The sequence below is a fragment of the Myxacorys almedinensis A genome (assembly GCF_010091945.1).
GTDB classification, from domain to species: domain Bacteria; phylum Cyanobacteriota; class Cyanobacteriia; order Leptolyngbyales; family Leptolyngbyaceae; genus Myxacorys; species Myxacorys almedinensis.
This window is the reverse complement of the sequence record NZ_WVIE01000004.1, coordinates 1-13,226: the sequence shown is the minus strand read 5'-3', so window position 1 is coordinate 13,226 and position 13,226 is coordinate 1. Positions and strand designations below refer to the sequence as shown.

7 protein-coding genes and 2 rRNA genes are annotated in these 13,226 nt (G+C 48.3%); 1 reads left to right on the top strand and 8 read right to left on the bottom strand.

The features are described from left to right. Window positions 1–597 precede the first annotated feature (597 nt). The 4 genes from GS601_RS04115 to GS601_RS04100 all read right to left on the bottom strand — a co-directional run bounded on the left by GS601_RS04115 (window position 598) and on the right by GS601_RS04100 (window position 6,819). Window positions 598–1,830, bottom strand: coding sequence for a class I SAM-dependent methyltransferase (locus GS601_RS04115; protein WP_162422014.1), 1,233 nt, complete (start codon window positions 1,828–1,830; stop codon window positions 598–600). A 28-nt stretch (window positions 1,831–1,858) separates the two neighbouring features. Further along, window positions 1,859–2,914: an NAD-dependent epimerase/dehydratase family protein gene (locus GS601_RS04110; protein ID WP_162422013.1), complete on the bottom strand. Its 1,056-nt coding sequence runs from the start codon at window positions 2,912–2,914 to the stop codon at window positions 1,859–1,861. Continuing rightward, a complete protein-coding gene (rfbF, locus tag GS601_RS04105; protein WP_162422012.1) occupies window positions 2,838–3,689 on the bottom strand; it encodes a glucose-1-phosphate cytidylyltransferase in 852 nt (283 codons plus the stop codon). Before rfbF ends, GS601_RS04110 begins: the two co-directional genes overlap by 77 nt. 1,471 nt (window positions 3,690–5,160) lie before the next feature. After that, window positions 5,161–6,819, bottom strand: a complete 1,659-nt coding sequence (locus GS601_RS04100; protein WP_162422011.1) for a Ppx/GppA phosphatase family protein — start codon at window positions 6,817–6,819, stop codon at window positions 5,161–5,163. Window positions 6,820–7,045: 226 nt separating this feature from the next. Between GS601_RS04100 and GS601_RS04095 the strand changes: the two genes are divergently transcribed. Beyond that, window positions 7,046–7,933 carry a 4-hydroxybenzoate solanesyltransferase gene (locus tag GS601_RS04095; protein WP_162422010.1) on the top strand — a complete coding sequence of 296 codons (888 nt, stop codon included), beginning with the start codon at window positions 7,046–7,048 and terminating at the stop codon, window positions 7,931–7,933. Window positions 7,934–8,024: 91 nt separating this feature from the next. Here GS601_RS04095 and GS601_RS04090 read toward each other — a convergent pair whose 3' ends face one another. The 4 genes from GS601_RS04090 to GS601_RS04080 all read right to left on the bottom strand — a co-directional run. Continuing rightward, complete coding sequence (locus GS601_RS04090; RefSeq protein WP_162422009.1) at window positions 8,025–8,921, bottom strand: SWIM zinc finger family protein; 897 nt, start codon at window positions 8,919–8,921, stop codon at window positions 8,025–8,027. Window positions 8,922–9,044: 123 nt separating this feature from the next. After that, window positions 9,045–12,248 (bottom strand): DEAD/DEAH box helicase, encoded by a 3,204-nt coding sequence (locus GS601_RS04085; protein ID WP_162422008.1) that lies wholly within the window; start codon window positions 12,246–12,248, stop codon window positions 9,045–9,047. A 615-nt stretch (window positions 12,249–12,863) separates the two neighbouring features. After that, window positions 12,864–12,980: ribosomal RNA gene (gene rrf / locus GS601_RS24035) — 5S ribosomal RNA — on the bottom strand. 100 nt (window positions 12,981–13,080) lie between these two features. After that, window positions 13,081–13,226 (bottom strand): 23S ribosomal RNA (locus tag GS601_RS04080); the annotation flags it as partial.

The window sequence follows — 13,226 nt, the reverse complement described above, 5'->3', positions numbered from 1 at the left end:
GGTAGGTATGGCTAGGTGGCTGTGATGGGTCGCTCATCGGAAAGTTAGACGGTATGAAACAGATCCCACTTAGTAGGCGAGAACATAGCTTCTCGACTAAGTAATTGGCGTTATTACCCTCTAAACCATCACTGGGGCATGAAGAAGTTAGGAATCTCCGTAAATTACGATGTTTAGACCTGCTCTGGCGTATAAAAAATACGGATTATTTCCCCCTTCTACTTGACCGATGCCCCTTTTAATTAGTTGATTCCATAGTGAATAAAGTATGGAAGCATTGTGTCAACAGTCGTAAGGCTGTTATTTCCTGTGCTTCTTGCTACTCCAAAACATTATCCTGTCCTTAAAACGGGTAGCAAGTGTTTTCACGCAGTCTTCATAGTTAATCTTAAGTTTCTTCAAATTGACAAGATTCTAAATTCTGTCTTCTCGGCTATGAGCAAAACCATAATGGTGCAGCGTAGCAATCTGCTAATCGGAACGCAAGGTCAAATCAAGCGGTTTCTGAAATTAAAGTCAATGCTAGGATGAATGCTAAAAAAATGGTAAGAGCAAAGCTACTCTTACCACTGCTATGCAAGCCTATAAATCGGGAAACTAAACAATCTGAGGAGTTGGAATAGGAATGATAAACTGACCGCCTTGCTGACGATAGGCATCTTGCTGCTTCATAATTTCGTCTGCAAAATTCCACGCTAATATCAGGACGTAATCGGGGCGATCGTCAAGGAGCTTTGTAGGAGGATGAATCGGCAAGTGATTCCCACCCATATAGCGACCTTGTTTAAATGTATTGAGGTCTACTACATAGTCTACGAGTGACGTATCGATGCTAATGTAGCTCAAAAGTGTTGTTGCTTTTGCCGCCGCTCCGTAAGCTGCGATCCGCTTTCCTTGACCCTTGAGATCATGCAAAATTGCCAGTAAATCGCGCTTAATCGATTCGACCCGATCGGCAAAATCGAGGTAGTAATCGACGCGATCAACTTTGCGGTTTGCTTCTTCTTCCAACAGCACTTTGACAGAATCGTGGACGGCTTCAACGGGTTCGACAAACAAACGCAGAGATCCACCGTGAATTGCTGTCCGCTTGACATCGTTGAGATACAAGCCATGCCGACGGAACAGCTTGTCTAGCGCAGTCACAGAGAAGTAGCAGAGGTGTTGGTGATAAATCGTGTCAAATTCGCCATGATCGACAAGATCGACGACGTAAGGACACTCAATGACAGCAACGCCTGTGTCTTTGAGGAGAGTGCGAATGCCATCGACAAAGCCATTGAGATCGGCAACGTGAGCGAGAACATTATTTGCTAGAAAGACATCGGCTTGTTTGCCTTGCGATCGCAGTTGCTTTGCTAGGTCACTTCCAAAGAAGGTGTTCAACGTTGGAACGCCTTTTTCCAGGGCAGACTTTGCTGGTCCTTCGGCTGGGTCAATTCCTAAAACCGGAATGCCTTGATCAACGAAGTTTTTGAGCATGTAACCGTCATTGCTAGCCGCTTCAATGACGAGGCTATTGCTATTGAGTTGACGGGTTTGGATCAGCGATCGCGCACTCCCGCCAAAGTGTTCGAGCAGGGCGGCGGACACCGAGGAGAAATACGGATAGTCTCGACAAAACAAAATTTCTGGGGGAACGGTCTCCGTAATCTGTGCAAGAGAGCATTCAGGACAAACAGCAAGATCGAGCCGTGCAAAGATTTCTGGCTCCCCGAGTTTGGCTTCTGTCACCAGCGCATCAGCCAAAGGCGTATCCCCAAAATCGATCAGAACCTTTAGGTCAGGATTGCCGCAGGAGCGGCACGCGGAAATTTTCCAGTCACTCATAGTATTAAGGGATAGGGTGGAGATGCACCTACAAGCCTGTGCCAGCAGAGGTCAACGTTACCTGTTGCCAACGGAGGTTGGTATCTAGCAAGCCGTCGCCAATGAGATATTTGATGTGGGCAATGCGCTTGTAGCGCTCACCCTCAAACTCATCGAGGGACAAACCAATCTTTTTGTAGGTGTTGTACAGTTGCTCAGCACCTTTCTTGGTCGTCCACTGCGGTTGAAATTCCGGTAAGACGCGAGCGATCTTGTCGCAATCGACGCGATAGCAGCGCTTGTCAGGGCCGGCATCTTCTGCAAACTCAATTTCACAGCCAGGAACCGTGTCCTTCACAATTTCAGCAATTTCGCGAATCCGGTAATTTTCGCTGGTGCGCCCTACATTAAACGCTTCATTGTGGACTGCCTCCCGAGGCGCGTGCAGCACCGCTAAGAAAGCACGGGAGATGTCTTCAATGTGAACGATCGGACGCCAAGGAGTGCCATCGCTTTTGATATGAACTTTTCCGGTTGTGTATGCCCAAGCGACTAAATTGTTCAACACCAGGTCAAACCTCAGGCGCGGTGATACACCATAAGCCGTGGCACTGCGAAGGAACGTAGGACTGAACGCATCATCTGCAAGTTTGGCAACTTCAACCTCAGTCATGGCTTTAGAAGAGCCGTAAGGCGTTACTGGATTGAATTCCGAGGTTTCGTTCACGGGTGTATCGCCTGCCGCACCATAATTGCTGCACGACGACGAGAAAATGAAACGCTCTACCCCCCCTTGTTTTGCAAGTTCTGCGAGCCGGAGCGAGGCTTTGAAGTTGATGTCGTAGGTGAGATCGGGATTGAGATCGCCCAGGGGATCGTTAGAGAGACCAGCTAAGTGAAGAATTGCGTCAAATCCTTCTACATCAGAGGCTTCGGCATCTCGGATATCTTTCTCAATCCATGGGATCTCGCTGATTCCCTCTCCAAAGGAACACCGTCGATACAAATCGCTATCAAATCCGACAACTTCATGCCCTGCTGCTAAGAGCATTGGCGTCAATACTGTTCCGATGTAGCCCCGATGTCCCGTTAATAATACTCGCATTGTAATCCTCCCACGTTTTCCAAGGTGCTTTGCCGCTTTCCCAGAGGCTTTCTAAGATCTTCTTTTCACGAATGGTGTCCATGCACTGCCAGAAGGAATTGTGCTTGTAGGCCATCAGTTGTCCATCTCTGGCGAGGCGCTCTAGGGGTTCTTTCTCCCAGTGCGTCAGGTCGCCATCAATATAGTCAAAGATTTCAGGTTCTAAAACGAAAAATGCGCCGTTAATCCAGCCCTCGCCGATCTGAGGCTTTTCAGAAAACTCGACAATTTGGTCATCATCTAGCTGGAGATGACCAAATCTTGCCGGGGGACGAACAGCAGTGAGGGTGGCGAGCTTGCCATGAGAGCGATGGAACGCCAGAAGCTCGTGGAGATTGACATCAGATACGCCGTCTCCCCATGTCAGCATGAACGTCTCGTTGTTCATGTAGGGCGCAAGCTGCTTAATGCGTCCGCCTGTCTGAGTTTTCAGTCCGGTATCGACGAGATCGATCGTCCAATCAGGTCTAGACCCTCCATGTTGATCAATTTTTCCGGTTTTTAGATTGACAGTCAGATTACTACTAAGAGAGCAGTAGTCAACCATATACTTTTTGATGTACTCGGCTTTGTAACCAAGCGCGATCGCAAAGTCGTTGTAGCCGTAAGTGGCATAGTGCATCATGATGTGCCATAAAATCGGGCGTCCACCGATTTCCACCATTGGCTTCGGTTTGATTTCGGTTTCTTCCGCTAAGCGGGAACCCAAACCCCCTGCAAGAATTGCTACTTTCATAAGTTTTGATCGCTCTTTTCGATGTACGCTGGCTTGGCTTTACTGCTGTGCAGAATCGTTGAGTTATCTCAAAATGCTGTGTCAGTTTAGCCAGTTCCAGATGATTGGGCAAGTCATGCTCACATGGGCTTCACAGAGTAATGGAGTAGGGAACACAAAGTTGGATTGGAGACAGAGCGGGGCAGATGGCACTGTCTTCAAAAGACCTTCACAGACTACGGTAGAGTGCTGATTTTGCTTCATCTTGGCACTCTAATCTCTTTTTTTAAACCGCGAAAAAACTTAGATTGTCTATTAGACAAGCGTTTGGGAAGTCAGGCTATGCCGAAGCTGACTGGTTGTTCCTTTTGGGGTCTGGCAGTGGATCATTGGGGCAGTTTATTTTGCACCATGCCTTACCGCCGCAAACGATATGATACGAACTCTGGAGGATTGAACCCCTTTAAGTATTGATTCAGATATTGAAGATAAGCGACTCTGCACGCCATTTCTGTTACCTTGTATAAAATGTGGTACTTGCTCGAATACGATCCCCAGCCCTCTAAGGTTCGGCCCTGATGTCATTTGATACATCTTTAAAATTGCGCTTGTAGCGCTGATTGAGCAGCGAGATAAACCTGCTTTGGCGGCTAGACTTTACCTGCGCTGTGCCTGTGGTCATTCTATTGATTAGCAAAAATGGGATGGCAAAAGCCAGTGCTTACACGGAGATTTTATTGAAAAAATACAATTTTAGAGAGATCATTAGTTTTTTGAGTTTGAGATCACGTTTTTGAGATGCCGTTTCCAGCGTTTGAGGTGAAGATAGAACAAATAAACTATATCAAAAATTGCTTGCTGTAAAGATTAAGTAAAGTTGGTTTAGCTAACGCTCTGGTAGTTGTGTGCTTGAGCAGGCACATCATAGAGAACTAATGTTTTCCTGCGCCCTCAAGCTCTTTTCATGGCTCAATCGAATGATATCCTTGTTATCACCGTATTGTTACTGAAGTGATAGATCTTACTTATAAAAATCAGTGTGAATTCATAGTTATTGTCTGTGAAGACACCGTATTTTTACGGTTTAATGCTGGCATGCGATCGCTGATTTTGATTCAATAGGATTCAGTTGCCCAATCCACTGACATACAGTTTGGATTATAAATGGTCAGTTGTGTGGTGAGCGTTTGTCGGTCAGTGTCTTTGAGCAACCCCCTCAGACATGCTGTGTCATTTAGGAAGAGGAAGCTAAAGTTCTCTTCCTTCAATCATTAACAAACCTACTGTTTGTAATATTTAGAATTAGCGACTACTCTAGCATTGTTACCAGCGTTTCATAGCCAATCATGGTTTTTTTTCTGTCTTACTACTCGACAGCTACTCGTAGCATTGGTAAAAGCATGAGCGCCGCGGTTTACCATTGATTAGATTTAGACCGCAACACTTGCCTTAAATGTAAGCGCGATCGCGGCGTCATCAAACCCTGAGATAATTAAGCTAGCTTAGTAGAAGTAGGTTGCAGAATCGGAACGATTTTGATACCATACTCTGTCTCCATACTGCTTTTTTTATACTCTAGACTCCACAATTCGAGGGCACAATCGTCGGAAGCATCTGCTGGGTGTATTCGCAACCGAAGCTCTCGCTGCTCGGACAAATATTCACACTGGACAGACTGAATTGCCCCAATCTGACGGCGATCCAAGGCAACCGCCAAGCGCAACAACGGATGGAGTTGTTCTACCATACGGCGATGGCGTTTACTGGTGAGACTGCGATAGTTCTCGTGGCGCTTCTTAGGACTATTTTTGCGATGATAGCGAGCCAGGTTTGCGATCGCTTCAATTTCAATCTCGGTATATCCCAGCAATTCTGAATTGCGAATGAGATAGTAAGAGTGCTTGTGGTGGGCAGAATGGCTCACATGATGCCCGCAGTTGTGCAAAATTGCGGCTGCCCACAACAAATCTCGTTCATCGCTTGTCCAGTCGTGCAAACTCCCCTGAGTTTGATCAAACAAGCTGAGAGCAAACTCTGCGACCCGTTGACTGTGTTCCAAATTCACCTGATATTTCTGCGCGACATTCAGCACATTGCGCTGGCGCACCGAGCTTTGATAGCGCAATCGATCTTCAATCAGACCGTGGGTCAGCATCCAATCAACCACAACGCCCTCGCGCAGCGATCGCTCACAAATCATAATCGAATCGATTTTGAGCATTGTCATCGCTTCTAGCAAAATCAATGCCCCCGCCAAAATAATCTCCGCTCGGCGCTCAGACAACCCAGGAACCTCTAACCGCTCTGAAAAGCTCATTTTCTTGAACCGACTGACCCACTCGCGCACATCTTTTTGAGACATTTCGTAGCCGTTGAGCGGCGCGGGTACCGTTCCAAACTTTTCACGGGCGTGAAGCACTGCCAGCGTTTCAATCGTGCCCGATGTGCCAATCATGCGAGGATGGTCGGATGGCTCTAGGTGGGCTTTAAGCTCGTCTACCGAGCGCTCAAACATTCCTCGAATATAGGCTTGCAAGGTCTGAAACTCGCTGTTGCTGATGGGGTCGGTTGTGATTTTCTCAGCCGTGAGTCGAACAGCCCCAACTTTAGTGCTGCTAAGGGTGCGGGGTTCGTGACCATCGCCTAAAATCAATTCGGTGGAACCGCCGCCAATGTCAATAATGATGTGAGGCTTGCTCTGGAAGTTCATTCCAGACAGCACACCCAGATAAATGCGTCGGGCTTCTTCTATGCCCGAAACCAGATTGATAATCAGTCCCAATTCGTCTTCGACTCGTTGCAGAAAGTCGCGTCCATTCGGGGCTTCCCGGACGGCGCTTGTTGCCACAGCGATCGTTTGCTCTGCATTGAGGCTTTTGGCAACCTCTTGACAGCGTTTGAGAGCCGCGATCGCACGTTCCATCGCCGCTTCTGTCAAGCGCCCAGTTTGCTCACAAAAGTCTCCTAACCGAACGGTGGCTTTCTCTCTGGCAATAATAGAAAACGCCGGAAGCTCTGGCTGAATTTGAGCAACGACCATATGAATAGAGTTGGTGCCGACGTCGATCGCCGCGAGGATGCGATCTTGGCGCAAAAGCAATGTCGGCAGACTGATCACGCTATTTTGGGGTTCAGAGGATGAAGTAACCATGGCACACTCGGATGCGACTGAATGGAACACTCTACAATCGTTGAGAGACCCATCACTCTTCTCCAGAAGGTCTTGGTGAAGCATCCGGGCATTGCAAACAGACAAAATAATCTTAAGAGGTTCTAAAACAGTTTTTACTGGAATTCCGGAAAATAGACCGAATCTCAAACAAAAACCGCTAGATTCTTAGATTAGAGACTCTTTAAATTTACCGTTCTTCATCCCTATGTTGACCACCCCCGAACCCACTTGGCGAATCGTTGTACGGCTATTGCGCTGGCACAAACCTGAAGGACGCTTGATTTTGATGATTCCGGCGCTGTGGGCAGTTTTTCTAGCGGCACGGGGAACGCCTCCTGGGGTATTGGTGGGTGTGATTGTGCTAGGAAGCTTGGCAACGAGCGCGGCGGGGTGTGTGGCAAACGATCTGTGGGATCGCAACATTGATCCGCAGGTAGAGCGGACTCGCGATCGCCCCTTAGCCTCTCGTGCACTTTCGATCAAAGTCGGAATTGCGGTGGGATTTGTTTCTCTGCTATGTGCGGCAGGGTTGGCGCTATTTCTCAATCCGCTCACGTTCTGGTTATGCGTAGCAGCCGTTCCGGTGATTGTGCTGTATCCAGGCGCAAAGCGGGTGTTTCCGGTTCCTCAGCTTGTGCTGTCGATCGCGTGGGGATTTGCGGTTCTCATTAGCTGGAGTGCGGTAAGTTGTTCTGGAACGGCGACGACGGCATGTTTAGGGCAAGAAACGTGGTTGCTTTGGGGGGCAACCGTGTTGTGGACGTTGGGATTTGACACAGTGTATGCGATGAGCGATCGCGAGGATGATCGGCGCATTGGGGTTAAATCGAGCGCGCTATTTTTTGGAAAGTATGTGTCTCATGCGATCGCGGCGTTTTACGTGGGCACAGGGATAGTTTTGGCTCAGTTAGGGTTTGTAATGGAACTTGGTTGGACATTTTGGCTCAGTTTAGGCATCGCGATGATGGGATGGGCATGGCAATACTTCAAATTATCTCGTCCGATCGTTCCTCACCCCGTCTATGCCCAGTTTTTCAAACAAAACGTGTGGATTGGCTTCGTTTTGCTAGGTGGAATGATTGCAGGGGTTTGAGGGGTTCAGGCTCAACGACCGTTGATTTGGCTTGCGAACAGTTTTCACTTAAAGCAACTCTATTTCTGTTGACAACTTTCGATTCAATCACTCATATTTCTGTTGACATTGCTGTTTGCACTGCCTGCATACTTGCAGCTTGATAAATTGTTCTCAGATACTCCATAACGGCTTGGTTTTCTGATGCATCAGATTTGAACGGAATCGATCCTAAGACATCTAAAATTGTCTCGCTTGTAGGTGGAGGCGTGATCACAATTAGGGATGGCTCTAGCTGTTCTTGGTAATCCCAAAAGCGAGTGGCTCTACCAGACTCTAAAGGATCTTGCTCAGCAAAGTCCCTTGGATCGCAGTTCAAGGGCGTCGGTCGAGGGGGCTGAGCGCTGGCAAGGTCTTCGACAGTTTCTGATGGTGCAATCCCTTCGGTATCGCCCGTCATGCTAATGGTGTCTCCGGTTCCCCGAATCTGGCGCAAATCTGCAATAATTTGTTCTTTCGTGCGTCCTCGCAATTGGAACAGCACAAACGGATCTTCGCTAAAGCGATCGCCCAGCAAGTAATACACCGCTCCAATGTGTTTACAAGGATTTGCCGGATCAGGACACGAACATCGACTGTGAATATCAAACTTGTTAAACGGAAATAGGCTCAATCCATTTGCTGTAAACACATCTTCAATATTTTGCGGCATTTCTCCTGCCAAGAGTTTTGCAGAGAAAATTGCTCGTTCTGCCATCGATTCAACAATGTAGCTCCACTGCTCATCGCTAAACGGGTCGAGCGACAGAGACACTTGGTAAGGTTCGGGAGCCGTGCCCTGCACTTCTGCGTGTACCTTCGCGCCGTCAAACTCAAGACTTAAGACATTGCCTTCTCTGGCGTAGGTTCGCGCTCTGGCTAAGCGTCGAATCCAGCCAAATGATTCGAGAACATCGATCCAACGTTGTGCCCACCATTCGCGGCTGGGTTGAGAGTAAGAGTCAGACATAGGAAAACAATAAGGGGGAAAAGTGCATTTTGTGAAAGTCGATATCAGTTAAGGTAATATTGATTTTAGAAGTAATCAATAAATGCGGTAACACAACTGTTAATAGGTTTGGTATACTCAATGCTATTCTTCAATAACAGCGCTGCGATCGAGGATCAATAAATTTCGCAATTGATCGGTATTTAGTTCAGTTAACCAGTTTTCACCCGTTCCGACAACCTGTTCCGCTAACGCTTTCTTGCTCTCGATCATCTCGTGAATCCGTTCTTCTAGCGTTCCAGTACAGACAAATTTGTGGATCTGCACATTGCGGGTTTGCCCGATCCGAAAGACGCGATCGCTAGCCTGATTTTCCACCGCCGGATTCCACCACCGGTCAAAATGAAACACATGATTCGCGCGAGTTAGGTTCAATCCGACGCCTCCTGCTTTCAACGATAACAAGAAGATTCGCGGTGCTTGCGGATCGTGTTGAAACCGATCGATCATCGCTTCTCGCTGTTTCTTGGACGTGCCGCCATACAAATATAGAACTTCTCGCTCTAACTGCTCTTCTAGGTGCGATTTAAGGAGCTTGCCCCATTCCGCAAACTGGGTGAATACGATCGCGCGATCGCCCTCTGCCACCGCCTCATCTAACATCTCTTCCAATCGTTGCAGCTTTGCTGACTGACTGCGAAACGATCGGGTTGACGCTTGGCTGTTTTCAGCATTGACCAACACTGGATGATTGCAAACTTGCTTTAATTTTGTCAGCAGCGCCAGAATGATTCCTTTACGCTGAATGCCTTGAGCCGCCTCGATTTCTTCTAACGATCGATCAACGATCGCTTGATACAACGCGGCTTGCTCTGCCGATAATCCGCAGAAGACGGTCATTTCCTGTTTTTCTGGCAAGTCTTGAATGATCGTGCGATCGCTCTTGAGTCGCCGCAAGATGAAGGGTTGCACCAGCGATCGTAAGGTTTGCAATGACGTGACATCGCCATAGCGCTCGATCGGAATCGCAAACCGGCGCTGAAAGAAATTTCTCGGACCCAAATAACCCGGATTGAGAAAATCTAAAATCGACCACAGTTCCGACAGCCGATTCTCTACTGGCGTTCCAGTCAATGCAATCCGAAATTCTGCTTCAAATTGCCTCACCGCTTGCGATTGCTTTGCCTCTGGGTTTTTAATATTTTGCGCTTCGTCTAAAACCACGCCTTGCCAACCCACACTCGTCAACGACTTGAGATCGCGATGCAGCAAGGCATAACTCGTGATGATGAGATGATTTTTCTGTGCCGCTTTTGCAAAGGCGTGTCCCTGAAGACGCTTATCGCCATGATGCACGATCGCACTTAGCGTCGGCGCAAACTTTTTCACTTCCCGTTCCCAGTTTCCTAACACAGAGGTCGGACACACTAACAGAATCGGGCGTTCTAATAGATTCTGTTGTTTTAAGTGCAACAAGAAGGCAATGAACTGGATCGTTTTGCCAAGTCCCATATCATCGGCAAGACAAGCCCCCAAGCCCCACTTCTCAAGAAAGGCTAACCAGGCAACTCCCCGCGATTGATAGGGTCTTAACTCACCCTGAAACTCTATTGGCGTTGGCAATTCCTCTAGTGTTTGGTTTCCCGTTAGCGCTGTCACTAACTCATGCAACGCTCCAGAGGCTTCAAAACTAACTACAGGAAGCTTCTCCATCGTTTGCGTATCGCCCGTGCTGATCCGCAAGGCATCGTCTAACGACAGCGTAGTTTGATCTTTACGAGCCGTGAAAAACGATTGGGCAGATCGAATATCTTGCGATCGCAGTTCCACCCATTCGCCATTGATCTCGACCAACGGCATATTTTGCGCGACCAATCGATCGAACTGCGCCTTTGATAAACTGTGTCCCCCGATCGATAATTCCCACTCAAAATTGAGCAGACTTTGCAATCCCAATCGATCTGTTTTGCGCTTGGTTGGCGTTGATGCTCTAATCTTCAGCCCCAGCCGATTTGCCCACCCGCCGCGCCCTGCCAAACTCGGAGGCAAAATCACGCCCAAGCCGCTATCTTGCAGCCGCCATGCCGCATTCATAATAAAATCGTAGGCTTGCACCGGATCAAGCTGGCACGATTGAGGGCGCACATTGTCTAAACTCGGCTCAATTAAAGGATACAAACGCGACGCTAAGCCCAACCCCATCAACAACGTCTCTTGCGGACGATCAATCCTCCGACCTGCATAGACCAAATGTTCGACCGGGTTTTGCCAAATAATTGGCGCACTCACCACAAAATCCGGATCATCCACCGCTTGTAAGTAATACTCTAAAATCCAGGTTCGCTGATTCTGAATCGGCGGCGCTAAATGAAAACAAGTGCGAAATTGATCAGTTTGATAACTGCTGATCGGAGTTTTCCACGTTGTTAGCACACCCTTTAACCAGTCTGTGTCTAACAGGTCTGCAATAGAGCGATCGCGCTGGGTTGTCGATTGGCTCAACCCTTGCAGCCAAGGTTTTAGCGCAGCATTACCATTGGGCAACGGGTAGGTCGTTGCAGACACTCGGATCTGCTCATCCATTATCTGATTGAGAAAATGCAGGAGCAGTGCTTTAGGCTCTGGTGGCAGTTGAATTGCAAGGGCTTCATGCTCCGGCTGATAAGTACGACACACCGACGGCATGTGTCGAATAAACTGTCTGAGTCGGGCTTGATCAGTCGAGCTATCGAGCAACACTTCCCACCGTGCCACTGCGTGATCATCGTAAATCGCAAGTCCCGGCAAAAACTTCGATCGCGCCAACAAATCCAATGTCCACCGTGCCACATGAGACCAAAAACGCAACGCGCCGCCTAGGAATGCATCTTCTCCCGTCGGCAACCCCAACGGCAGTGAATTCAAAAACTGAAACGCTTCCATCGGCGGCAAACAAAGCCCTTGAATACGCCAAGGATGCAGTGTAACGGTCGATAAAAGCTCAGAGGCAGACAGCACGGGAACCCCATCATCGCCCGTTGGCAACGCAACCACGCGCCCTTGCCACGCATCGGGTGCTTTGCCGTGTCCCGAAGGGGTTGCGATCGCTTTCTTTCGTCCTCGTTTTGGAGCGTCTTGACCAGTTAACTCTAATGCTGGAAGCTTGAGTCGGTGAGAGCAATGAAGCGGTTTCAAAAACTCCAGTAGCTCTCCCGGATTCATCGCGTAGGGATGCATTAAAACAGTGGTTGGCTCCTGCTCAATTGGCTCATCTAACCGACGCCAAGTTTCGCCCCACAGAAACAAACTTCCCCTCTGCTCAATTGTGTCATGCTCAGGAAACAACCAGCTACCGTGTAAGACTGCCATTCGAGCTTCAAATCTCCGCGATGTGCTTCAAGGAAAGATGGGGATAAACGTTTACTGTACGCCTAAATCACAGTTTAGACACTCAGTTCCTATCCTAGAACGTGCGATCGTGCTCATCTGCTCCATCTTATCGAGTAGCGGTCTAACGTCTCTTCTACAGACTGTAATGTTATGCAAACTAACGTTCCAAAGCATTAAGTTGATACTGCTATTTTGCGTTGAAGCAGTTTTCCGTTCGGCTGCGACTTGCCCTCAAACTTAATGGCTTGACTATTTAATTAAAGTTGCGCGTTGTGCCTAACAGTACTTTACCAAGGCAACTTTGCCAGATTTGAGTACAAGATGTAAACGCTGTAATTTGACCCATGCATCAGTCGTCGCAAAACGTCAATTGACGGTTGCTCACAAACGAATTCTACATACCTGAAGTTGACTGAACAGTCGGTGCGACACCCATAGTAAAGCCAAACTCGCATGGGACTGATGCTTCACCCACGCAAAATCAGCCCTGCCGCTGAAGGAGTAGGGATGGAGTACATGCGAGCAACTAGAGCCTGCCCCTATACAGATGGGTCTGACTGGTGAGACCAATCAGACCCATGGGTAACATAATCGACCTGGCAGCGCGCTATTTTGACAGGAAGCAACCCTCCCACTATCGTCGCCGCAGATTTGTTTCACACCTCAGTTCGGGATGGATGAGGGTGGAGCCAAACCGCCAAAACCACCAGGAAATCCCTCTAGTCGCCCCAAGTCACCCGACTTAGAACCTTGAAGGCTGCATAGAGCAAGCAAAGCAATGTCAATATCACCCCTGCATCATCGCCACGATGAGGTCAAGCCCTCGGTCTATTAGTATCTCTCGACTGCACTCATTACTGAGCTTCCATCTAAGACCTATCAACGGGTGTTCTGCCCGTGACCTTACTGGATTAACTCCATGGGAGTACTCATCTTGAGGGGGGCTTCCCACTTAGA

Bases quoted from the DNA above. Each gene is read 5' to 3' on its own strand.
- GS601_RS04095 (WP_162422010.1), top strand. From the start codon at position 7,046: ATGTTGACCACCCCCGAACCCACTTGGCGAATCGTTGTACGGCTATTG.
- rfbF (WP_162422012.1), bottom strand. From the start codon at position 3,689: ATGAAAGTAGCAATTCTTGCAGGGGGTTTGGGTTCCCGCTTAGCGGAA.
- GS601_RS04090 (WP_162422009.1), bottom strand. From the start codon at position 8,921: ATGTCTGACTCTTACTCTCAACCCAGCCGCGAATGGTGGGCACAACGT.
- GS601_RS04100 (WP_162422011.1), bottom strand. From the start codon at position 6,819: ATGGTTACTTCATCCTCTGAACCCCAAAATAGCGTGATCAGTCTGCCG.
- GS601_RS04085 (WP_162422008.1), bottom strand. From the start codon at position 12,248: ATGGCAGTCTTACACGGTAGCTGGTTGTTTCCTGAGCATGACACAATT.
- GS601_RS04110 (WP_162422013.1), bottom strand. From the start codon at position 2,914: ATGCGAGTATTATTAACGGGACATCGGGGCTACATCGGAACAGTATTG.
- GS601_RS04115 (WP_162422014.1), bottom strand. From the start codon at position 1,830: ATGAGTGACTGGAAAATTTCCGCGTGCCGCTCCTGCGGCAATCCTGAC.